Origin of the sequence: Dyadobacter sp. Leaf189 (assembly GCF_001424405.1) — a bacterium.
Classification (GTDB): domain Bacteria; phylum Bacteroidota; class Bacteroidia; order Cytophagales; family Spirosomataceae; genus Dyadobacter.
The window spans coordinates 154,253-176,393 of record NZ_LMPS01000009.1 but is presented as its reverse complement, the minus strand read 5'-3'; the positions used below and the strand labels follow the sequence as shown (position 1 = coordinate 176,393).

General features: G+C 46.6%; 19 protein-coding genes. 7 read left to right on the top strand and 12 right to left on the bottom strand.

All coding sequences use genetic code 11. The features are described 5' to 3' along the window. The first annotated feature begins 63 nt into the window (after positions 1 to 63). From ASG33_RS25160 to ASG33_RS25135, 6 genes are all read left to right on the top strand, one after another. A complete protein-coding gene (locus ASG33_RS25160; protein WP_056292223.1) occupies positions 64 to 3,162 on the top strand; it encodes an SbcC/MukB-like Walker B domain-containing protein in 3,099 nt (1,032 codons plus the stop codon). 44 nt (positions 3,163 to 3,206) lie between these two features. After that, positions 3,207 to 4,406, top strand: a complete 1,200-nt coding sequence (locus ASG33_RS25155; RefSeq protein WP_056292220.1) for a hypothetical protein — start codon at positions 3,207 to 3,209, stop codon at positions 4,404 to 4,406. Between the two features lie 236 nt (positions 4,407 to 4,642). Then, positions 4,643 to 5,029, top strand: coding sequence for an FdtA/QdtA family cupin domain-containing protein (locus tag ASG33_RS25150; RefSeq protein ID WP_056292217.1), 387 nt, complete (start codon positions 4,643 to 4,645; stop codon positions 5,027 to 5,029). After that, positions 5,026 to 6,123: a DegT/DnrJ/EryC1/StrS aminotransferase family protein gene (locus tag ASG33_RS25145; RefSeq protein WP_056292214.1), complete on the top strand. Its 1,098-nt coding sequence runs from the start codon at positions 5,026 to 5,028 to the stop codon at positions 6,121 to 6,123. Before ASG33_RS25150 ends, ASG33_RS25145 begins: the two co-directional genes overlap by 4 nt. Beyond that, on the top strand, positions 6,120 to 7,040 hold the full coding sequence (locus ASG33_RS25140; protein ID WP_056292211.1) for a glycosyltransferase family 2 protein: 921 nt from the start codon (positions 6,120 to 6,122) through the stop codon (positions 7,038 to 7,040). The genes ASG33_RS25145 and ASG33_RS25140 overlap by 4 nt, the downstream gene beginning before the upstream one ends. Continuing rightward, a complete protein-coding gene (locus ASG33_RS25135; protein ID WP_056292208.1) occupies positions 7,037 to 7,804 on the top strand; it encodes a bifunctional 2-polyprenyl-6-hydroxyphenol methylase/3-demethylubiquinol 3-O-methyltransferase UbiG in 768 nt (255 codons plus the stop codon). The genes ASG33_RS25140 and ASG33_RS25135 overlap by 4 nt, the downstream gene beginning before the upstream one ends. Positions 7,805 to 7,806: 2 nt before the next feature. On the opposite strand, the gene ASG33_RS25130 is transcribed toward ASG33_RS25135, so the two are convergent. Beyond that, positions 7,807 to 8,685: a PIG-L family deacetylase gene (locus ASG33_RS25130; RefSeq protein ID WP_056292205.1), complete on the bottom strand. Its 879-nt coding sequence runs from the start codon at positions 8,683 to 8,685 to the stop codon at positions 7,807 to 7,809. 112 nt (positions 8,686 to 8,797) lie between these two features. Between ASG33_RS25130 and ASG33_RS25125 the strand changes: the two genes are divergently transcribed. Beyond that, positions 8,798 to 9,592 (top strand): SDR family NAD(P)-dependent oxidoreductase, encoded by a 795-nt coding sequence (locus ASG33_RS25125; protein ID WP_056292202.1) that lies wholly within the window; start codon positions 8,798 to 8,800, stop codon positions 9,590 to 9,592. Here the strand turns inward: ASG33_RS25125 and ASG33_RS25120 are convergent. The 11 genes from ASG33_RS25120 to ASG33_RS25075 form a co-directional block, all read right to left on the bottom strand. Beyond that, positions 9,585 to 10,979: a sodium:solute symporter family protein gene (locus tag ASG33_RS25120; RefSeq protein WP_056292199.1), complete on the bottom strand. Its 1,395-nt coding sequence runs from the start codon at positions 10,977 to 10,979 to the stop codon at positions 9,585 to 9,587. The genes ASG33_RS25125 and ASG33_RS25120 overlap by 8 nt on opposite strands. Further along, positions 10,979 to 11,962, bottom strand: a complete 984-nt coding sequence (locus ASG33_RS25115; protein WP_056292192.1) for a hypothetical protein — start codon at positions 11,960 to 11,962, stop codon at positions 10,979 to 10,981. Before ASG33_RS25115 ends, ASG33_RS25120 begins: the two co-directional genes overlap by 1 nt. Before the next feature lie 37 nt (positions 11,963 to 11,999). Further along, positions 12,000 to 13,409 carry an MBOAT family protein gene (locus ASG33_RS25110; protein WP_056292188.1) on the bottom strand — a complete coding sequence of 470 codons (1,410 nt, stop codon included), beginning with the start codon at positions 13,407 to 13,409 and terminating at the stop codon, positions 12,000 to 12,002. 7 nt (positions 13,410 to 13,416) lie between these two features. Then, positions 13,417 to 14,610 (bottom strand): cytochrome P450, encoded by a 1,194-nt coding sequence (locus ASG33_RS25105; protein ID WP_082489403.1) that lies wholly within the window; start codon positions 14,608 to 14,610, stop codon positions 13,417 to 13,419. Positions 14,611 to 14,660: 50 nt separating this feature from the next. After that, positions 14,661 to 14,909 carry an acyl carrier protein gene (locus tag ASG33_RS25100; protein ID WP_056292185.1) on the bottom strand — a complete coding sequence of 83 codons (249 nt, stop codon included), beginning with the start codon at positions 14,907 to 14,909 and terminating at the stop codon, positions 14,661 to 14,663. Positions 14,910 to 14,926: 17 nt separating this feature from the next. Continuing rightward, entirely contained in the window at positions 14,927 to 16,570 is a 1,644-nt protein-coding gene (locus tag ASG33_RS25095) for a fatty acyl-AMP ligase (RefSeq protein WP_056292181.1), read from the bottom strand. A gap of 77 nt (positions 16,571 to 16,647) precedes the next feature. Further along, on the bottom strand, positions 16,648 to 16,947 hold the full coding sequence (locus ASG33_RS25865; RefSeq protein WP_157474964.1) for a hypothetical protein: 300 nt from the start codon (positions 16,945 to 16,947) through the stop codon (positions 16,648 to 16,650). Between the two features lie 212 nt (positions 16,948 to 17,159). Then, the gene (locus ASG33_RS25090) at positions 17,160 to 17,459 is read right to left on the bottom strand and encodes a Dabb family protein (RefSeq protein ID WP_056292172.1); all 300 of its coding nucleotides are present in this window, start codon (positions 17,457 to 17,459) and stop codon (positions 17,160 to 17,162) included. A 26-nt stretch (positions 17,460 to 17,485) separates the two neighbouring features. Next, positions 17,486 to 18,577, bottom strand: coding sequence for a cell wall metabolism sensor histidine kinase WalK (locus tag ASG33_RS25085; protein WP_056292168.1), 1,092 nt, complete (start codon positions 18,575 to 18,577; stop codon positions 17,486 to 17,488). Positions 18,578 to 18,812: 235 nt separating this feature from the next. Further along, positions 18,813 to 20,087, bottom strand: coding sequence for a Glu/Leu/Phe/Val dehydrogenase (locus ASG33_RS25080; RefSeq protein ID WP_056292163.1), 1,275 nt, complete (start codon positions 20,085 to 20,087; stop codon positions 18,813 to 18,815). 269 nt (positions 20,088 to 20,356) lie between these two features. Then, the gene (locus ASG33_RS25075; RefSeq protein WP_157474961.1) at positions 20,357 to 22,033 is read right to left on the bottom strand and encodes a hypothetical protein; all 1,677 of its coding nucleotides are present in this window, start codon (positions 22,031 to 22,033) and stop codon (positions 20,357 to 20,359) included. Positions 22,034 to 22,141 lie beyond the last annotated feature (108 nt).

Below are 22,141 nucleotides of genomic sequence, written 5' to 3'. Positions count from 1 at the left end.
CAAACATTTATATTTTAATAAAAAAAGCCGACGGCCGACAGCTGATGGCCGAAAGCCCCGAAAATGATCCCCAAATACCTTAAACTCAAAGGACTTTATTCTTACCAGAGCGAGCAGGAGATTGATTTCGATCCTTTGACCGATTCTTCCTTGTTCGGCATTTTTGGTGCGGTTGGTAGCGGTAAATCTTCCATCCTGGAAGCTATAACTTATGCATTGTACGGAGATACCGAGCGGCTCAACAAGTCGGGGGACGACCGGACTTACAATATGATGAACCTGCGTTCGGACGAGCTGCTGATTGATTTTGAATGCATTGCAGGGAAGAAAGGCGATCGTTACAGATTCACAGTCCGTGGAAAAAGAAATACGAAAAACTTTAAGGAAGTAAAGACTTTTGAAAGAAGGGCCTATATCTGGTCGGATGAAAACTGGGTACCATTGCCCGAAAATGAGTCCGCTGAGGATATAATAGGTCTGAGTTACGACAACTTCCGGCGCACGATCATCATTCCGCAGGGGCGTTTTCAGGAGTTTATCGAACTGCGGGACGCGGAGCGCACGCGGATGATGAAGGAGCTCTTTCAACTCGAAAAGTATGACCTGAGCCGGAACGTGGGTTCGCTGAGCAAGCAGAATGATATCGCATTGTCGAACCTGGACGGGCAGCTTACCGGGCTGGGGGAAGTAACTCAGGAAATGATCACAGAAGAGCAAAAAAAGCGTGAGCTGGTGCGGGAGGAAATCAGGAGGGTAAGCGCGGAATTATTGCTTCAAACCGAATTGGAAAGTCTTTTTCAAAGGTTGAAAGCGTCAGCTGAAAAGATTGATTTACTTCAGAAACAGAAAGCAGAACTCGAATTGCAAGCTCCGGGAATGCAGCTCCGGGAAGAAGCAATGCGCATTTACGAAATCTGCTCCCTCCATTTCAAATCGCTTTTTGACCAAAAAAGAAAGCTGACAGCAGATACTGAGCGCGACGAAAAGCAGTTTCTGAACAACCAGCTGAGAAGCGAAGCACTTGCTGTACTGATAAAAAAACAGAAGCAGACACTTAGTGAGCTGAAACCGCGCTACGAAACGCGGGAGGAACTGCTCGATACCGCCGAAGAGCTTGAAAAAGTAATCCGCATTCTGGAAAACGAAGCAGCAGTCGAGAAACGGAAGGAGGCACTTACGCGGGGAGAAGACCAGCTGAAAAGCAGGGAGAAATCCATTGAGCAGCTCAGGGATAAGATTGCGCAAAGCGAGCGCGAGAACGAGGTGCGGAAGGTACAGATTGCAGATATTCAGGAGTTAAGTCAGGTGAAGTCCTGGTTTGTGTCTGCGCAAAATCTGGCAGAAAACAGACAGGCTATCAAGAAAGAGGCCGACGATCTGAAGACGGAAATTGAAGCGCAGCAGGCTACCCTGAAAGCGCAAATGGAGCATGTAAGAACCGCATTCATCCCGGGCTTGCCGATTGAGACAAATATAGATGTGTTCCGGAATGCAGTTCAGGAATATTCGAACAATAACGAAGAAAGCAGGAAAGTACTTTCTGTCAAGCTGCTGAAAATTAATACCCAGCTTGCATTGCAGCAGTATGCAGGCGCTTTGGAGGATGGAGAACCTTGCCCCCTTTGCGGCTCGGCGCACCACCCCATGGTACTGCATGCCGATCAGTCGCTCCATGCAGACATTGAAGCGGTGGACAAAAGTACCAGGCAGCTGGAAGCAAATGACCGTGCGATCCGGAAGGTGCAGTTAACAGTCGAAAGGCTGTTTAATCAGATAGACCAGCTTGAAAAGCAAAAGTTATCCATTCGTGAACGCTGGCTGCTGGCGAAGAAAAAGACAGAGGAACACGACGCGCTTTTTGTTTGGGTAAAATTTGATAAGAATGATCGGGAGAGCTTCGAAAAGCATTTTGAAACCGTAACCCAAAGCCAGCAAGTTATCCGTGAAGCAGAAGCAGCTATTAAAAAGCTCGCATTGCAGCTTGAAACAGAAATTCAGGAGAAAAGCGAGAAAGTAGAAAAGCCGCTTCAAGCCTTGCGAGACGAGATTATCAGGCTGGAAAACACGATTTTGACATTATCCGAGCAGCTTGAAAAGGTGAAGCTGGCAGATTTTAAGACGCAGCCTGAATCAGCAATAGTTGAAAAGATAAATGCATTAAAGTCGGGTTACAAGGAAGTTACCACGCTATTTGAACAAACCGAAAAGCAGCTGGACGCACTTGAAACCGAGAACAATGTACTTGCCGGCAGTCAGGCGACTTTACAATCTGCATTGGATAGCTATCGAAATGATCTCAGAGAGACTCAGCAAAACATTGATTTACAGCTGGCCCGCTATGAATTTGATTCGGAGTTGCAGGTTGAAACCATATTGAAGAACCCGCTCCACATTGATGCTGAGCGAAAGGCGATCGAAACTTTCAGGTTTGCCCTGGAAAGCACCAGCCGCGATTTGCAGCAGCTTTTGCAGGAAAATACCGGTCAGCAATACAATAAAGAACAGCACGAAGCCGCGGTTCTTGCTAAACAAACATTAACCGCCAACCTGAATGCGCATCAAAAGGAAGAAGGCGGTCTCGACAGGTTGGTCAGGAAAATGGAAGAAGATCTGGCCAGAAAGCAGGTGCTGGAAAAGGAAAAGGCACGATTGAAGCTTAGAAAAGAACATTTGGATGATCTTGCAAAGCTCTTTCGTTCCAGCGGATTTGTGGACTATGCTTCCAGTATTTACCTGAAAAATCTGATACAAGCTGCCAATACGCGCTTTCACCAGATGACGCACCAGCAGCTGCATTTGGAACTCGGTGAAGGAAACAGCTTCTGGATCAGGGATTTATTGAATGGCGGACATTTGCGGCTGCTGAAAACGCTTTCCGGCGGACAGAAATTTCAGGCTGCACTCTCACTTGCGCTCGCACTGGCCGACCATATTCATATCCGGAATGAATCAACGCACAACTTTTTCTTTCTGGACGAAGGTTTCGGCTCACTCGACAAGAATGCATTGCAAACCGTTTTTGAGACCTTAAAGTCGCTTCGCAAGGAAAACCGCATTGTCGGCATCATCAGCCACGTGGAGGATTTGCAGCAGGAAATCCAGACTTATCTGAGGATCATTGAAAGTGAGGAGGGCAGCCGGATCGAGGCTAGTTGGAAGTGAGATTTCAATCAACGTATCTTTGAGCCGGTATACATTTAGCCTCAATGCTTTTAGAGAACTTCTACAAGTCGTTTTTTGCGTCGATTGAATTACGGCTATCGGGTAGTAGCTGGTTGTGGAAAGTCACATTTGCCTCTGTCGCATTGGCGCTGTTCCTGGCATTTCCGCCTTATACACTCCTGATTGATCATTTTCGTGACGGCGGGACCAAGCTCGACGCCTGGGTTTTTATCCACAACCAGGCGCAGGACCTGCTGCACCCGAAGGATATGGACTACGATGTGAGGCGCGAAAACATGATTTTCCGCTGGACTCTGCCACTGCTGTCGTTTCTGACAAACGGTAATATCCTCATCATACTGGTCATTCAGGCGGTACTCGGGGTTTTGTTCCTGAAAAGGATCGGAGACTATATCTACTCGGTTTGTGCAGACAAGGCACTTACCGCACTTTCCATTCTCGCCATCGCAAACACGTTCGTGAGTGTCTGGGCATTTGCCGATGTACACGGTTACGGCGACGGACTTGCCTATTTCTTCCTCCTTGCTGCATTGCTGAGCCGGAATCCTCTTGTCATTTTCATGAGTCTTCAGGCGGCATTCTTTACCGACGAGCGCGCAGTGGTGGCAGGCGGGTACCTGCTGCTCTTCTGGATGGTAATCCAGGCGTATCAATTGAATGATTTCAGCTTCTCCGGTCTTTTACGACGCGTATTTACAGGACAGAGTCTGGTTATGTGGGTTTCGTGGGCTGTGTATTTTGCGATCCGGTTTTATGTGCAGGCCGAATATTTCCCTAATCACAGCTACTCCACGATCGGCACGCCCGTGCTGTTTGCCAATGCACACAGGAATGGACTGGGCAGTAGTATTTGGGCTACTTTCGAAGGTACCTGGCTGATTATGCTGGCTGCATTGCTTGCATTGTGGCTGACGCGGCGCTACTGGCTGATCGCCGCATTGACGATCGGCATTGCAGTGCTTGTGGCTACCGGCATTTACGTACACGATCTGGACAGGGCATTGGCTTACGGATTTCCATTCGTGCTGCTGTCCTTTTTCATCCTGCATCAGACAGCTTCTGTACGCTCGCTGCGGGTGATTTTGTTCTTTGCGGCAGTTGTCTGTGTCACTCATCCTCAGGTGTTTTACATGGGTTACAACAGGATTCTTTGGCTGGAACCACTTCCTGTTAAAGTTTTAATGTACTTAGATCATGTGTTCGGCTGGAATTTTTTCAGGTAACCTTTCGTCTATTTTATTTTTGTAAATGTTTGATTAATAATTTGTTAAGAGTGTCCGATCTTTCACTATTTGTAACTTGAAACCAAATAGTTATAAAATAATCCATAAAGGCCGCTCGCTCACCGTCTTTTTTATGTCGGGAATATTTGTGTATTTTCAAGGGAGCATGAGCTTCGGTCCTGGTTTCAGCTATACAACTCAAATGGCGCAAGCCGCTTCCTAACAGGGTATTATATATGCCGCTATTAATTACTTTAGATACTTTCAATACCGATTCGGGTAATCTGACCGTGTTCGAGAAGATTATTCCCGGAACAATAAAGCGCGTGTTCTATATCTATGGTACAGGGGACTCGTCGCGTGGCGGGCACCGGCACCATAAAACCTGGAATGCATTGATCTGCATTCACGGAAGCTGCCGGGTGTATTCCAATAACGGCGAAACGGAGGAATATTTCACACTGGATAATCCTGCATCCTGCCTGATCCTGGAACCCCGCGACTGGCATACCATGGACACCTTTTCTGCTGATGCGATTCTGCTGGTACTTTCCAATGAGTATTACGACAAGGCGGATTATATCGACGAACCTTACGTTCTGAAACAGCTGCTCACGCAATGATCCCTTTCCTGGACTTAAACCTGGTCAATGCGCCGTATTTGAAGACAATTGAAGAAGCTTCCTTGCGCGTGATCAGGTCTGGCTGGTATATCCTGGGTAACGAACTCAAAGCATTTGAAGAAGCTTTCGCCGGCTATTGTGAAGCACAGCATTGTGTGGGCGTGGCGAATGGGCTGGATGCAATTACCCTGATTTTAAAAGCCTTGGATTTTCCACCTGGAAGTGAGGTGATCGTGCCTGCCAATACTTACATCGCGTCGGTACTGCCACTCAGTTATCTTCACCTGAAACCCGTTTTCGTAGAGCCCGACCGGAATACGATGTTGCTCGATCCTGCTTTGATAGAAGCGGCAATTACCTCGGAAACCAGGGCGATCATCACAGTTGATCTATACGGAAGAAGCTGTGAAATGGACCAGATTATGCAGCTGGCCGCGAAACATAATCTGAAAGTGATCACCGATGCCGCCCAGGCGCACGGCACTTATTATCAGCATAAAAAAACGGGCGGAATAGCGCATGCAACTGCATTCAGCTTTTATCCGACCAAGAATCTGGGTGCATTGGGCGACGCAGGCGCGGTGGTCACATCGGACGCGGAACTTGCTGAAAAGATCAGGTACTTGCGCAATTACGGCTCTTTGCAGCGCTATAAAAATGATTACCAGGGTGTCAACAGCAGGCTGGACGAAATACAGGCTGCGATCCTCAATGTGAAACTGCCTTATCTCGATGCAGAAAACACAACAAGGCGCCAGATTGCCAAAAGGTACCTCGAAGAGATCAATCTGGAAGCACTTACCCTGCCACCAGCCGACCGCATTCAGGAAGATTCCTGGCATTTGTTTGTCGTGCGGCATCCGCAGCGCGAGGAGTTGATTTCATATCTGGACTCAAAAAATATACAGACCAACGTTCATTATCCTTTACCGATCCACAAGCAGCAGGCTTATGCATCTTTGAACGACCTTAGTTTTCCCATTACCGAGCAAATTCATCGCGAGGTAGTCAGTCTGCCGCTTAATCCCGTTCTGAAAGAGGACGAGGTCACTTACATCATCGAAACCGTCAATCAATTCACTTTTCATTCATGAAATTGTCTGTTATTATTCCAGTGTACAACAGCGAGAAGACCCTGAGACCGCTGGTGGAAAAATTACAACAGGCACTATCTGATATCACTTTTGAAATTGTTTTGGTAAATGATTGCAGCCGCGACAATTCAGAGGCGGTCTGTTTGCAAATTGCTGATGCATTTACCAATGTGCGTTTCATTTCGCTTCGTCGTAATTACGGTGAATTCAATGCAGTAATGTGCGGTCTCAACTGGGCTTACGGTGAATATTGCGTCATGATCGACGACGACTTTCAGAACCCGCCGGAAGAAATCCTGAGATTGATAGAGGTAGCGGAAAACGGACGGCACGATGTCGTTTATACCTATTATTCCAAAAAACAACACTCCGTAAGCCGAAACCTGGGAAGCAGGTTTGTGAACTGGCTGACAAGCTACCTGCTCAACAAACCCAAGGATCTCTACCTGTCAAGCTTCAAGCTGATCCGGAGAGAAGTGGTGCGGGAAATCATCAAATACCAGGGACCCTATCCTTACATTGACGGGCTGATTTTCAGGATCACCAGAAACATTGGTACGGTACAAGTAGCGCATTTGAAGCGGGAGGAAGGAGTTTCCAATTACAATTGGCAGAAGCTGATTTCGCTTTTTCTGAATATCCTTTTCTGCTATTCTTCCCTGCCCATCCGCCTCTTTATGCCGATCGGAGTCGGGTTATTTGCATTAGGGTTCTTCCTTTTGTTATTTCTGACCATTCAATGGCTGATCGGGCCGGACCCGAAAGGCTGGCAGGTAGTAACCGCTACTTTCATCTTCATTGGCGGGATACAATGCACGCTGCTGAGTGTTTTGGGTGAATATATTGGTAAAAGTTTTATGGCACAAAGTGGCCAGCCGCAGTATGTGATCAAGTATAACAGCGAGGAGCCCGTATGATCGACAACCGCCTGGAATATCAGCGCATGTATGAAGTGGAAAGGCAGCTATGGTGGTATCAGAGCTTGCATGGGCGTGTTTTAAGTCAGGTTCAGAAGCATTTCGGGCAAAATAATAAATCAGTTCAAATACTTGATGCGGCTTGTGGTACCGGCGGACTGCTGTCCTTTTTGCAGGAAAATGGCTATCATAACCTAACCGGCTTTGACTACTCGCAACACGCGATCGACTTTGCAGGCGAGCGAAAGCTGAACGTCACTTTCGGCGATTTGCGCAATGTGCATTTGTTTCAGCCAGGCGAAATATTCGATGTGATATGCTGCAACGATGCGCTTTACTTTCTTACGGATGAAGAGATTGTCAATGCATTACAGCATTTCAACTCACGGCTGCGTGCTAATGGACTTTTATTAATCAATATCCACGCATTTGAGGCTTTCTCGGGCATTCACGATCTCGCAGTAGGAAGCCAGCGCAGATTTACGATTGCTGATTTTGACAAATACAGCAAAGCAGCGGGATTGAAAATTGCACATAATACCTACTGGCCTTTCCTGCTGTCGCTTCCCATTCTGGCAGTCCGCCAGTGGCAGAAGTACCAGATCAAATCGAAGGCAATCAATGTTGATGAAGTTGATTCCGACGTGAAATACCCCGGTAACTTCATTAATTCCGTCCTCAGAACAGTTACTAAAACCGAATCTGCATTGCTGCAGAAGGCTCCATTTGGCAGTTCCTTATTTATGGTAATGCAGAGCAGATAACGCTACTTTTTGGAATATCCTGCATTGTTGATTGCTTCAAAAAAGGCTTTTGTTTTTGAAATGCCTGCTTCTCCATTCAGCGAGAAATACCAGAATGTTTCCAGGTCGCCGCGGTGCATTGCCTGGTTCATATCGCCGCTCTGAGATTTGTGCGCCGCTTTCACCCAGTCAGCCACTATCATGTAGCTGTGTTTGTTATCCTCTCCAAAACCTGCCGACCTATCAAATTCAAACACAGGCGCATCGGAAGCAATATTAGTCTCGGGATAACCGGCCAGTCCTGAAAACTTGAAAGTGTATCCTTTGTTCTGCGCTTGTCCGCCCAGCACAACAGGCTTTTTTGCACCTTTAAATCGCTGAACTGCACGAATGGCACTGATGGATGCTGTTTTGTGGTGCGCGTGCTGCCCTTCGTGCGGGACCAGACAGAAAACAAAATCGTAGTTACCCTGAGCCAGAATCTGGTCGAGCTTCTTTTCAATGTACCTGATATCCCAGTTTTTACCTTCCAGATAAGGTTTTTCATTCAGGTTGTAGTAATCATCTCGCTGGTCAAAGAAGAAGAAATTGCCAATTCCCAGGATCTCTCCCGAAGCCATGATTTCCTTTTTTCGTATCAAAGGCAGATGTTTTCTCCCTGTTGTCGAATCAACCATATTTAATCCGTAATAACTCGAAGCCACAAGTCCGTTATAGCCGCCGGAAGCGTCGGTAATCAATGCAAGATCAGCAGAACCTTTCAGCTCGCGGGTGGTTTTGAAAACAGTTACCGGAAACATTGTTTCATCGTCGGGGTGGGCGGTAACGATCAAAATCCTGGGTCCCTGCGCGAAGGAAACGGTTTGGCAGAGCAAAAATGCAAAGAGATAAAGTGTTCTCATGCGTGGATGTTTTTAGGGTATAGCTTGTTATCCAATCGACTCCTTATATGAGCAGCCAAGTCAAAAAGGCGCTGGTCAGGAGTGAATTTTCTTTGAATAATATCAAAAAATTATGGATTTACAACTTAATGGGAAAACGGCGTTTGTAAGTGGTTCAACGCAGGGAATAGGATTGGCGATTGCCCGCAGTCTGGCGCAGGAAGGCGCCAGTGTGATTCTTAATGGAAGATCGGAAGGTAAAGTAAATGAAGCTGTTGCAAAGTTGCAGCAGGCAATTCCCGGCGCGGCTATCTCCGGCATTGCCGCTGATTTTTCCAAAGCAGAAGAAGTAAAAGGTTTGCTGGAAAAACTACCTGAAATTGACATCCTCGTGAATAATGCAGGGATTTTTGAACCAAAACCATTTACCGATATCACGGATGAAGAATGGTTCAAGTTTTTTGAAGTCAATGTAATGAGCGGCGTAAGACTCTCGCGCTATTTCCTGCCTAAAATGCTGGCCAAAAACTGGGGCCGTATCATTTTTATTTCGAGCGAATCGGCGGTGAATATCCCGGAAGAAATGATCCATTACGGAACCACAAAAACGGCGCAGCTGGGTGTAAGCCGCGGGCTCGCTGAGCTGACAAAAGGCACGGACGTGACTGTAAACACCGTCATGCCAGGACCAACGAAATCCGAAGGTGTAGCCGATTTTGTAAAGCAGCTTGGCGCAGCTAATAATCAGTCATTTGAGGAGGCGGAGAAAGATTTCTTTAAAACAGCCCGACCTACTTCTTTGCTGCAAAGGTTTGCGTCCGTTGAGGAGATTGCCAATCTCGTTACCTATGTAGCGAGCCCGCTTTCGTCCGGCACCAACGGGTCCGCGCTGAAAGTAGACGGCGGCGTGGCCAAGTTCATTATTTAGTACGCAGGCGAAGCTGATCCGGGTATAGTCTTTCCAGGATTATACCCAGGATCATTCCCAGCAAACTGGCGAGCAACCCGTATATCAACGCGGGATATTCGGTGCCCGCAAACTCACAGGCGATCCAGACGATCAATCCTGCCACCATTGCCAGCAGACAACCTATTTCGTTGGTGGCTTTCCAGTATACGCCCGCAGCCAGCGGAACAAACAGGCAAACCAGGCTAAAAGCAGAAGATTCAGCCACAAGCTCGAAGATACTTTCGCGGGTAACTGCCAGTACAATGCAAATGGAAGTGATCACGACAATACCCACGCGGATAATCCTCAGGAGCTTCTTGTCCGTAAGTTCCGGTCTGAAAAACTTGAAAATATTTTCTCCCAACACCACTGCCGGCGCCATGATCGCGCTGCTGGTCGTACTCAGGATAGCTGAGACCAATGCGCCAAAAAACACGATCTGCAAAGGAAGTCCCATGTGTTTCATGACCATTTTGGGGATTACCAGCTGATCATTTATATCGCCTCCGGGATAAAGATAGTTGCCGCATAAGCCGATAAACAGGGGGATTAATGCGACTGTGATGTACATAAACGAGGAAAGCAATGTAGCCTGCACCGAAATTTTTGCTGTTTTTGCGGACATAACCCTCTGAAATACATCTTGCTGAGGAATAGAACCCAGGCCGATCGTGATCCAGGCAGCGAAGTACTCGACGTAACCTTTGAAAGTAAACTGGGGATAAAACCGGAAAAAGTCCTCAGGAACTGCATTGATCAGCGGTCGAAAGCCGCCTACTTCCTGATAAAGCACCACTGCGACTGCGATCAGACCGAATATGATCATGATCGTTTGGAAGAAATCTGTGATGGACACGGACCACATTCCGCCCCAGATCGTATAAACGATCACGACGAAAGAGCTGCCGATAATGCAGGTGGTGAGAGGCCAGCCCAGCACTACATTCAGCACAAATCCCATTGCGAGCAACTGCGCGGCAATCCAGCTGAAATAGGAAGGAATGATCAAAACAGCAGACAACAGTTCAGCTTTCCGGCCGTAGCGGATTTTAAAAAAATCACAGAACGTGATAATGTTCATTTCATAGAATTTGCGGGCAAAGAACAGTCCGACCAGCAACAGGCAAAGTGCTGCGCCAAAGGGGTCTTCTATCACGCCGAGCAAACCGTGTTTCACAAATTCATTTGGCGCGCCCATGATTGTTTCGGAGCCAAACCAGGTGGCAAAAGTAGCGGAAGCCGCCAGGACCAGCGGGAGCCGCCTGCCTGCCAGTACAAAGTCCTGCGTGGTAGAAATGCGCCGCGAAGCCCAGAGGCCAATGCCGAGGTTCGCGAGCAGATAGGCAAGAATGGCGAAAACAAGCATCAGATATTATCGGTCAAAGGGTGTGATCTCTTTGAAAATTCCTCTTGCAGAAATCGCGTGTATATTTTCGCTCCCTGCTGGTTTAGATGATGTGCGTCAAAGGAATTACCTGGATCAAAAAGTGCTTCAAACCGCGAATCAGCGGGCAAACGGATCAGGTTATGCTCGGGAATATAGGGAGCTACCTGCGAAAGAATGAGGAATTCGGTATGCAAAAGGTTATTAGGAAAGCAAAACGTGATCTTCTTTTTACGTTTGCTTGCGCTCAGAATGAGGCCGTTAATCTGGTCAATGTAATACTGATTGGCTTCTTTGGTTTGCCTCGCCGCCATCATTTGCGCAGTCGATTTTTTGCTTCTGTGGATATATGCAGTCTGGTTAGTACCTCCCAGGTTGACGGGCTGGTGACCGTCGGGCCGCAACCATGGAGTGCCTTCGATCGGATCTGACGAGGTACGCATTGCTTTTTTTGCCAAAACAATCTGGGGCGCAATCGAAAGCATTTGATACAACGATGTATTTAGCCCGGCCAGGAAGCTTTCTATTTTATCCGAAACTTCGATAGTGGAACAGCCGGCCATAACCTTTGTCCTGAATACAAAATCGGGGAGAACACGGGTTGGACTTAAAAGTATGGTGTTGTAATCCAGGGCACTTAACTCTATAAAGATGTTTCTTACAGCGGTATCTCTTTCAATGATCCGCTCAGCGATATTGAACGCCTGGGAAGCAGGCAGGTTGAAAAGACCCATGTTGTAGGTTCGCGTTTCATTTCGGTTCAGGGAGTCAAATAACCGGGAATCCAATGCATACAGAGTCCGGCTGGTACCAATGAAAACGGCATTGGGATTGAACTTGCGGTACATTTCTTCTCTGACAGCGAGATCCCTTCTCGGATCGGGGGTGAATGGAATAGTGATTAAAACCACAATGAGTTTGATTCCAATAATTACCAGCAGCCATTTGATAATTGTACTAACCATTTTGCCCCGATATTTTGATCACGTTTTGCACTGCGAATCAGAATTGAATATAGTAAAAATTGGCTACGTAGGGTCTTCCAAATATTAGGATGATTTGGGTAAGTAAAAGCAGAGAAACCCTTCGTCTTGCAGTGGTTCTTTTCATTAAGTACGACGCGATGTCTTCTTTCTCGCCCATCTGATAATTGAAATAATCCATAATCAGAAATAAACTGAGGGTAAGCAGGAAAGCAGGACTTATCAGCGACATGGTACCGGAAGAAAACCCGAACATGCTTCCGTACAAACGCAACCCGGCACTTAGCTCCGCAGCGCGGAACCAGCCCATGATCAACGTGCCGGTTAATAGCCTGACAATGATGCGCCAGACATTGTGCGACGAAGAGCCGAGCTGAAATCCAAGCTTTGAATAAAACTTCTGCCAGAAATGTTTCGTCCGCATCTCGAAGTTAATGTAAGCCCATTGCAGCGCACCCCATATCACAAATGACCAGCTCGGCCCGTGCCACAAACCGGTGATAATAAAGGTTAACAGGCGGTTTAATTCCAGTCTTGCCGGGTTAGTAACGCCTTTGCTGATATTAAAAAAGACATAATCGCGAAACCAGGATGTCACAGAGATGTTCCAGAGATTCCAGGATTCGGTGCGGGAAGGGGTGAAGTAATAGCGATTGGCGAAATTCTTGCTTAGCCGAATCCCGAGCATCCTGGCAGAGCCCATTGCTATGTCGCAATAGCCGGAAAAATCGCAGTATAGCTGCACTGAAAACAACAGAATGGCGAGCATTACTGAGAAGCCGGTGAAATTTTCAGGCTTCGCGAAAACGGGATCAGTCAGTTCAGCTAGTCTCGCAGCCAGTACGATTTTCTTGAATAAACCCCAGACAATAAAGTAAATACCTGCTTTGATATTGTCGGGCTGGTAGCTGACCGGATTTCGGAGTTGCGGCAGCAATTGCCGCGCACGTTCCAGGGGGCCGGCCAGTATCGTCGGAAAAAAGCCCAGATACAATGCGAGGTAACCCCAGTGTTGCTCCGGTTTGATGTATCTCCTCTGAATATCAGTCAAATAACCGATGATCAGAAAAGTGTAGTAGGAGATGCCAATAGGCGCAAGCCAGTTGAGGGCAACCGCAGAATAAGAATTACTAACGGGAATCAGGTATTTGAAAAATAGCAAAGGCGAGAGGCAAACGATCACGGAAAAGGTTAAAACCGTTTTTCGGCGCTGTTTGGAATGCGCCTGGTTTGCCAGGTATTTTCCCGAAAAGTAGCAAATCGTAACAAGTACAATCCAGACAAGTACATACCAGCCACTCCAGCTGATATTGAAAAGGATACTCAATGCAAGCAGCAGGATCCATTTGCGGGTGTTGGGCGTCCAGTAATATGCAGGGACGATCAGCAGCAGGAATAGGAAGTATGAGAAGTCTGTAAACTTGATCATTATGCCACTATCTTAACAATACCGGCAAACTTTTGTACCCCCGGAAAAATACTTTGGAATCCCATTCACAGGGTTTCTCAGGGTGTAGCCGGATATTCGGAAAGGCCGACATAAATGCAGGAAGGAATTTTTGCATCTCAAATCGGGAGAGTCTGGCGCCGACGCAATGGTGTATGCCAAAGCCAAAGCCGATATGAGGATTGGGTTTGCGGGCAGGTATAAATGTATCCGGATCCTGAAAAACAGCAGGGTCACGATTGGCAGAGGCAATTCCGACGAGCACCGTTTTTCCCTTTTTCAATGCAAGACCTTCAAACTCCATGGATTGGTGAATTTGCCTGGGAATCCAGTTGACAGGGCTTACATAACGGATCAGTTCTTCTACTGCTATTGCACATTCGGTGTGTGAATTCCAGTTAATTGGCCTGTCTTTGTTGTCGATTAATGTGGCAATGCTTCTGGTCAGCAGGAGGGTGGTGGTTTCAGTGGCTGCATTCACCAGAAATTCCCAGGTACCAATCAGTTCATGGATGCGGGAAGTACCCATTATCTCATTCATTTCCACCAGAAGGCTGCGGGTTAGGTCTTTTTCCTGGCGGCTGAGTGTTTGGGAGAGATAGCTGCTGAACTGTCTCGACATACTGGCACATTCCAGTAAATCTTTCACAGAAAGCGTTTTTTCAAATATCAGTGTGATGACATAGGAGAATTTCTGAATAAAATCGTAATCAGAACTTTCAAGATTGATGATCTTGCTGATAATCAGAAAGCTGAATTTTCGTGCAACTTCAACCAGATCAGCTTCTTCCCTGTCCCGGTACGTGGTCAGTACATCGTGAATAGCGTCGTGTGTTATTTTCTCATAATCGGCCTCGTAAAACTTCTTATTTACGAAACGGCGGTGTTCAGCATGCCGGTCGCCGTTCATAAACAAAAGCCAGTATCGAAGGCTTTCTCCGAATTCCAGCAGGGCGGGATCATTGTTCGCAATAGCCGACACGATCTTGAATCGCTCGGTAAAGTCGAAATTCCTGAAATTTTCAGAGTCTGAGAATACCCGCTTGACATTCTTGTAATCCATGACGACCAGGTCCCCGAACATATTGAAATGAACCGGATTGGATTGTCGCATATTTCCGATCAGCTCAGAATAGTTTTGGCTAATCTCGTTTTGTGACGACCAGATAGTCGTTGCAGACATAGGTTACTGATTATGAACGATTGTAAGTAGATAAGAGGCAGCAATATAGACTAAACTTCTTGATTCTCTAATATCCAGTGGGTTGTAGCTGCGATCGTGCCCATTTCCCAGAATATGGATGGACTTAGCTCCATGCCGAGCCACTCTTCCAGGTCGGCTGTGATGTTGACCAAAATAAGGGAGTCCAGCCGGAAATTGACGATGTCCGCGTCTACCTGCACCTGCGTAGGATCCATTTCTGCATGGCGCGCAATGCTCTCAACGATCCAACCAGAGATTTCTGTAAATGTTTTATTCATTATAGTAATTCATTGTTTTAGTCAAAACTACCAAATAATTCCCTGGCATGCAGCCTCTGAATTTTCCCACTGGAAGTCTTCGGTAGCTTACCCGGAGGGATCAGCAGAATTTTGTGAGGAATCAATCCAAATGCAAGCCCGACACTGTGCGCGACCTTGTTCCTGATCTGATCCAAATCTTCATCTGTCTGTGCTATACGTCTTACTTCTGCTACAATCACGAGCGATTCGCCAATTTCGGTATTGACTGAGAAGGCGGCAGTTGCATTGGGTTGAACATCCACGTGGCTTTCGGCGACCACCTCTTCAATATCCTGCGGATAGTAATTCACGCCGCGGATGATAATCAGCTCTTTGGTGCGGCCGGTAATAAAGAGTTTCCCGTTTTCCATAAAGCCCAGATCCCCCGTTCTCAGATAAGGTCCGTCGCCATCACTGGTATATGCCCGAAAAGTAGCTTGCGTAGCTTCCGGGTTTTTCCAGTATCCCAATGCCACACCAGCGTTTTTGACCCATATCTCACCTGTTTCGGTCGGTGGTAATGCCTGCTTTGTCTCTGGCGAAACGATCGCAACTTCGGTAAACTCCACCGGCGGCCCGCAGGCGACTACCTCCTTGGAATGGTCAGCTGTTTTGTGGTAGACCATCGGCGTTCCATTCAAATGTAAGCTCACGGCCAGTGTAGCTTCGGCCAATCCATAGGCGGGTACCAGGCTGTTGCGCCGGAACCCGGTGACTTTCATGGTTTCAGCAAACCTTTCGAGGCTGGATATGCGTATCGGTTCCGCACCTACATATAGCACGCGCAAAGAACTCAGATCCAGTGTTTCGAGCTGTTCGCCGGATATTCTGGCAACACAATGATCAAGTCCGAAACCGGGACCTCCACAAAATCCTGCACGGTAGTTACTGATAGCCTGAAGGAACAAAAACGGTTTGGTAATGAATAAAAGAGGAGAAATGACAATCCCTGTTCCGCCCGTATACAAAGGAGATAAAAGTCCGTCTACCAGGCCCATATCATGGTAATGCGGCAGCCAGGTCAACGAAACATCATCGGCAGTTCTTCCAAAACAGTTGTTGATCGCACTCAGGTTAGCCACCAGATTGGCGTGACTGATCATCACTCCTTTAGGAAGGCTAGTCGAGCCGGAGGTATATTGCAGGTAAGCCGTTTGGTGAGGATCAATTTTCTGAACCGCATTGCTGACAGGCGCGGTATCAAATGCCATTTCATCGGTAAACAGCCACTCAACAGAACAATCCTTTAACGATTTTACGGCATCATTTTGCCTTTGGAAAAGCATTTTAAAGGTTTTTCTGTTGGTGATGATCGCTGCCGCTTCACAATTGCGGATAATATTCAGGATCCGGTGAATACCCGATTCGGAGTAACCAATCGGGCAAGGTACTGCAACTAGTTGTGCTTTCAGAGACGAAAGAAAGAAGCGGATAAAGGCTGCCTCCGCAGGCAGCAAAATCAGCACGCGCGAGCCTGGCTGATATCGATCGGAGAGCCCGGCCGAAATGACATTTACCTGCTGACTTAGCTCAGCGTAAAGTATCTGCTCGGTCAATTCGCCGTCTTTGCCTAAAAAGCCGTAAGCCAGTTTGCCCGGATACAACTCAGCATTTGATTCCAGTATATCGAGTATATGCATAGATAAAAGAACAGGCCGGAAAGCGAAGAGTTATCTCCGGCTTCCGGCCCGTTTAATTAAGGCTTAAAATGTTTACGTCATCTTGGTCCCCTGGTCCTGTTTCCATGACCATATCGGTTGCCCCGGTTATACTGACGTCTGTATACTTTATCATTTTGTCGGCTTGGTCTGTAGTGATCCGCATGTATTACCCGGCGGTGCGGCTTCACGACCACTACACGTGGCGGTGGAGCTGGTGCGCGGTAATAATACCGATGCCCGTGCCTGTAACCATAATCATAGCCAGGATTGTAGGAGGCCCGGTAGGTACAGGATGAAATGCTTATTGCTGTAATAATCGTTACGATCACCGACAACATGACTCTGTTTGTTCTCATGGCTTCGTTCGTTTTGTGCTTTCTATAAAACGATCCCATTCCGTGAATAGTGCCATCAGGCAGCTGGCAAACGTGTTGTCAAATAAGTTATCCACAGTGTAAATAACTCGTAAATGCAGGTTAACACGCTGTATTTGCGGTTAATGTGGATTTGTTAACAGGTTATCCACATACTGGTTGTGGATAACCTGTTAACAAATGTTTGCATTCGGTTATGCCTCTACGTCGTAGATCAGCACACGCTCCCAAAGGTGCGAGTTCTCTTCTACGAACTTTTTGTGAAGTGGGTGAACCTGGTACACGTCGTGTGCAGCCTCGTCGGCGAAGACCAGGATTTCGGCAAAGTCGTAAGTGGCGTCAATAACCGGGCGACGGGTTGCGGCTGGGGTGCCGATGTAAACGGATTCAATGGATTCGATCGCTTCCAGGGACTTGATACCTGCCAGAAGTTGCTCCCGCGCTGCAGCGTTGTCTTTTTCTTTGAGCCAGAAAAATACGTTATGTACAAACATGCTTAATGGTTTATGGATTTGAAATGTTAAGAATTCAACTGGGCTGTTATTTCTTCCTCCCCAGCCTCGGCGTGTGTGGTACCAAAGGCTTTTTCAAGTTTGAATGAGAAAGTCGTTCCTTTCTCGGGCTTTGACATCACTGCAATTTTGGTATTATGCGCATTCAGTATGTGCTTTACGATCGCCAATCCCAAACCGGTGCCGCCGATTTCCTTACTCCGGCTTTTGTCTACCCGATAGAAACGCTCAAATATACGGTTCAAATGTTCATGTGGGATACCCGGGCCGGTATCTCTCACAGCCACCTCCATGTATTTTTTGCCTTCACTAAACTGTACAACTACTTTTCCGCCTTCATTTCCGTATTTGATCGCATTCTCGATCAGGTTGAGCATTACCTGCTCCATCCGGTCGGCGTCGGCCATTACCCAGACTTCCGGCAGCTCGTCGGGTTTCACTTTCAGCACTACATTCTTGGATTTGGCGATATTTTCAAGCCGACCGAAAATGTTGACTGTCATTTGACGGATGTCCGTAGGCAGCAGGTTCATCTTAATGTCGCCGGTTTCCATCTGGGATAAAACCAGCAGGTCTTTAACCAGTACATCAAGACTATCAAGGTTATTGGCGGCCTTTCTAAGGAACCTTTCACGTACATTCTCGTCCTCCATGGCGCCATCAAGCAATGTGTGAATAAAGCCCTGAGCTGCGAAAATAGGTGTTTTGAATTCGTGCGAAACGTCGGCCAGGAACTCTCTTCTGAACAATTCCAGCTTTTTAAGCTCGTCGATCTCTTTCTGTTTTTTGGTTACATAAACAAAAATTTCATCGTTGATCGTTTTCAGGGGATTTGATTCCTGGATCAGCTTTTTGCGCGGCGCCATATTGAAATCGCGCATTTTCAGCTTGTGTATTGTACGGTACATTTTGTTCACCTCCCGGAAAACCAGGATGTCGACGGCATACAATACCAGGAAGAAGGATGAGATAAAGGAGGCAATCGCCACAACGAACAACATACCCTTTGAAACACCGTCTACAAATGCAAGAAATGTAGTGGTAATGAGCGAGATAAGGAAAGCGAGGATAAATGCGATAAAACGCGGACTTAATGACATACTGAGCTGCTTTGTTGCCTTAAAGTTAACATTTCTGTCTTTAAGAAGATGCAGCGGCGGGGTTTGTTAATGTAGGGGTAATGTTGAGGGAAAGGGGGTTATTGGTGGTCATTTAACAGTCATTTATAGTCATTATTGTTGTTAGTGTCGGAAGTGTGCTAGTTTGCCTAAACATCTACTACAACATAAATAACCTCAATGACCTCAATGACAATAAATGACCACCAATGACTTCCTAAAACCCGCCTCTAAACTTGTAGGTACTCGAAACCTTGTCGATCGCAACAATATATGCAGCGATGCGGAGTGATACTTTGTGTTTTTGTGAAATTTCGTAGACTTTATCGAATGAATCTTTCATGATCCGGTCGGTACGGCGATTGATCCGTTCGAGCGTCCATTTGTAGCCGATCCTGTTTTGAACCCATTCAAAATAAGAAACAGTCACGCCGCCAGCATTGGCTAGAATATCCGGCACAACCATAATTCCTTTTTCATTGATAATATCGTCGGCTTTGGAAGAAGTAGGCCCATTTGCGCCTTCGACGATCATTTTTGCCTGAATGCCCGACACGTTTTTCCGGGTAATTACATCTTCTTTGGCGGCTGGTACCAGTACGTCGACAGGTAATGTGAGCAGATCGTCACCTGGAATAAGTTCTGCGCCGGCAAAGCCTTCGAGCGAACCTTTATTGCCGTCGCGGTAAGCTACTGCGGCAGCAATATCAATTCCCTTGTCGTTGTAATACGCACCGGAAATATCACTGATCGCGTGAATAGCCACGCCACGGTCGCGGAGCAGCATAGCCGCGTGTGAGCCTACGTTACCAAAACCCTGCACAGCCGCAGTAGCGCGGTAAGGATTAATGCGCAGCTTCTCCATTCCGGCAAGTGCCGAAACCATTACGCCGCGGCCCGTTGCCTCCGTTCGGCCCAGTGACCCACCCAGGACGAGCGGCTTCCCTGTTACCACTGCGGGTACTGTCATTCCTTTCGATTTGGAGTATTCATCCATTAACCACGCCATTTCACGCGGGCCGGTTCCCATATCCGGTGCAGGAATATCCTGGTCGGGGCCGAAAACATCGAGCAATGCAGTGGTGTAAGCGCGCATCAAACGTTCGATCTCACCGGCAGACATTTCTCTTGGATTACAAGCAACGCCACCTTTTGCGCCTCCGTAAGGAATATCCACTACTGCGCATTTCCACGTCATCCACGCGGCAAGCGCGCGCACTTCGTCGAGATTTACATCCGGATCAAAACGGATACCGCCTTTGCTCGGGCCCAGGATGGTAGAGTGGATCACGCGGTAACCTTCAAAAGTCCGGATCTCGCCTGAGTCCATTGTGACTGGCAAACCGACAATTACCTGCTTGCGTGGTACTTTCAATATATGGTACATTTCTTCGGATATTCCTAGAATGTCCACTGCTTTATCAAAACGCTGCATCATTGACTCCAAAGGATTTTCTTTGTCCTTAATGGGAGCTGGTTCTATATATGACATTTTATAACTAATTGAAATAAAGTATGTTAATGAATAATGTGTATTTAACAACACAAACATACAGGATTTGTTCACATAAAAACAAAAAACTAAAAATTCTTGAAATAGTATAATAAGTGTTAGAAAATAGATTGTTTTATGGTAGTCATAATGTCAGAATAAATTGCTGGTATAGCGCAATTACTCCAAATTTGATGAATGCATTTTACTCAAAACTAAAATGCGAAAAAAGAGTTGACGGGGGCTGTTTGGCTCAGTATCTCCGGGGGTTATATACCCGTAATTTGGTGATTAATCAGCCTGAGCTTCTCCTTTTCTGTCGGACAGAACACGGCAAGTTTGTAGACCTTGCCCTTGCGCATCGCTCTATGGATGTCTTCTTCCAGGTAAAATCCAGGCTTGAAATAATTCCGCTGCCGCAGCATATTAAACCTCCCGTTTTTCAATGGATTTGCAGCAAAAAGAACGATATCTTCTTCATTGTACATAACCAAATACACTCCCTGCGACATATTGGGCGTGGTAGGAAATGCATTAGTGCCAACAGAAATACTGCTTATAAATCGGTTGGAAGAATGTTTGTTCTCAATAACCCGCACATCAAGCAAAGCAGGTGCTTTGCTGAGTGCTTCCCTACTAAGCTCGTGGAAAACAGGCTGGAAATGAAAAACCGGCTTAGGGTTGTTGCGGATACTATCGCAAATCAGCTTGCTTGCACCTTCAAAGTATGAGCCGTTGTATATGATCCATTGGCCACGGTTTGTATAATTAAAGAGGCCAGCTAAGCTGTGCGACTTATAGTTAACAAACTTTTCATAGTAAACAAAGTAATTAAATACGAGCAGAATTGCACTGGTAGTCGCAAAAATAATCCCGATAGTCCTTTGCTTTTTAAAAGAGATAAGGCACCACAGGTAAACCAGCAGAAAGGCAGTCATTGAGTAGATCTTGTACCTGCTGGAAACCACCGTCATTTGTGGTGCCGAGGTTCTGGAATAGGCAATTACCACAGAAGTAATGCCGATAAAAATAACAAATCCTATCCACGTAGCTTTGACAGCGAACATTCCGCGCTCATCGTGCGACCGAGTGGTAGCAATTTTAAACAGGCTCCAAGCTATAAAAACAGATATTGCGACACCACACAAAATGGCGGGAGTATTCTGTAAGGCAACTGGGCCATTGACATTCTCATAGTAGTTGAATATTCCTCCTACAAACGCGGAAAAATTGTAGAAAATGTATGCGGGATATCGGAAATGAACTGCCCAGTCAAATGCGCTCGTTGCACTGTGGGTTTTGAAACCACCAAAATATATTAGTGCAGCGGCCAGACCAACGAGCATCCACAGGCAGGCTGTCAGAGTTTTTTTCAGATACAGTAAAACGGCGCATCCAGCAAGAAAAGTAAACATCCCATTGCCAAAAGAATAGGTAGCTAATATTGCAGCAAACACTGCCGATACGAAAGCGATGCGCGAAGGAACGGTAAGTAAGTAAATAGATAACATGCCGGTAAAACATACCGGCATGTAAACCGTAGCTGCTCCTGCCCAGAGATTTCCTTCATACATAACCGGGCTGAAAAGTGTTAATACCACTGGTAACAGATAGGAAATCGATAAGCCAATTCTTTGCAGGAGTCTGTAAATAAGAAATGTGATGCCAAGCAGCGACGCATTGCCTATTATCATAATCGTTTTGAAATTCAGGGTGCCATGCAGCCAGTAGGAAGCCAGCGCAGTGAGTCGGGAGTAGATGATGCGATGCTCGACCCATTGTTCAAACAGCAACTGAAAACATTGTGTCCAGCTTTTGGCATCCCTGAAAGATTGGGTAAACAACAGCAGACAATAAAGGTCGTCACCCCTTGGGATGTTAACAGCATGCAGTATGATCAGGAAAAAGTAGGAGAAGATAATGCAGGTACATATCAGACGTGGCAATATTCGGGAACAATTCATTGATAGCAGACCTGATACAAGAGTTATAATAGATCGCATTGAAGTCAGGCAGATCTGTTAACAATGTATGAAGTACTGTATACGGCTTCT

What these genes read in the sequence shown, in the direction of transcription:
- ASG33_RS25160 (WP_056292223.1), top strand. Translation starts at nt 64, where the DNA reads ATGATCCCCAAATACCTTAAACTCAAAGGACTTTATTCTTACCAGAGC.
- ASG33_RS25865 (WP_157474964.1), bottom strand. Translation starts at nt 16,947, where the DNA reads ATGAGAACAAACAGAGTCATGTTGTCGGTGATCGTAACGATTATTACA.
- ASG33_RS25080 (WP_056292163.1), bottom strand. Translation starts at nt 20,087, where the DNA reads ATGTCATATATAGAACCAGCTCCCATTAAGGACAAAGAAAATCCTTTG.
- ASG33_RS25135 (WP_056292208.1), top strand. Translation starts at nt 7,037, where the DNA reads ATGATCGACAACCGCCTGGAATATCAGCGCATGTATGAAGTGGAAAGG.
- ASG33_RS25125 (WP_056292202.1), top strand. Translation starts at nt 8,798, where the DNA reads ATGGATTTACAACTTAATGGGAAAACGGCGTTTGTAAGTGGTTCAACG.
- ASG33_RS25130 (WP_056292205.1), bottom strand. Translation starts at nt 8,685, where the DNA reads ATGAGAACACTTTATCTCTTTGCATTTTTGCTCTGCCAAACCGTTTCC.
- ASG33_RS25100 (WP_056292185.1), bottom strand. Translation starts at nt 14,909, where the DNA reads ATGAATAAAACATTTACAGAAATCTCTGGTTGGATCGTTGAGAGCATT.
- ASG33_RS25085 (WP_056292168.1), bottom strand. Translation starts at nt 18,577, where the DNA reads ATGTCATTAAGTCCGCGTTTTATCGCATTTATCCTCGCTTTCCTTATC.
- ASG33_RS25090 (WP_056292172.1), bottom strand. Translation starts at nt 17,459, where the DNA reads ATGTTTGTACATAACGTATTTTTCTGGCTCAAAGAAAAAGACAACGCT.
- ASG33_RS25110 (WP_056292188.1), bottom strand. Translation starts at nt 13,409, where the DNA reads ATGATCAAGTTTACAGACTTCTCATACTTCCTATTCCTGCTGCTGATC.
- ASG33_RS25140 (WP_056292211.1), top strand. Translation starts at nt 6,120, where the DNA reads ATGAAATTGTCTGTTATTATTCCAGTGTACAACAGCGAGAAGACCCTG.
- ASG33_RS25095 (WP_056292181.1), bottom strand. Translation starts at nt 16,570, where the DNA reads ATGCATATACTCGATATACTGGAATCAAATGCTGAGTTGTATCCGGGC.
- ASG33_RS25115 (WP_056292192.1), bottom strand. Translation starts at nt 11,962, where the DNA reads ATGGTTAGTACAATTATCAAATGGCTGCTGGTAATTATTGGAATCAAA.
- ASG33_RS25155 (WP_056292220.1), top strand. Translation starts at nt 3,207, where the DNA reads ATGCTTTTAGAGAACTTCTACAAGTCGTTTTTTGCGTCGATTGAATTA.
- ASG33_RS25150 (WP_056292217.1), top strand. Translation starts at nt 4,643, where the DNA reads ATGCCGCTATTAATTACTTTAGATACTTTCAATACCGATTCGGGTAAT.
- ASG33_RS25105 (WP_082489403.1), bottom strand. Translation starts at nt 14,610, where the DNA reads ATGTCTGCAACGACTATCTGGTCGTCACAAAACGAGATTAGCCAAAAC.
- ASG33_RS25145 (WP_056292214.1), top strand. Translation starts at nt 5,026, where the DNA reads ATGATCCCTTTCCTGGACTTAAACCTGGTCAATGCGCCGTATTTGAAG.
- ASG33_RS25120 (WP_056292199.1), bottom strand. Translation starts at nt 10,979, where the DNA reads ATGCTTGTTTTCGCCATTCTTGCCTATCTGCTCGCGAACCTCGGCATT.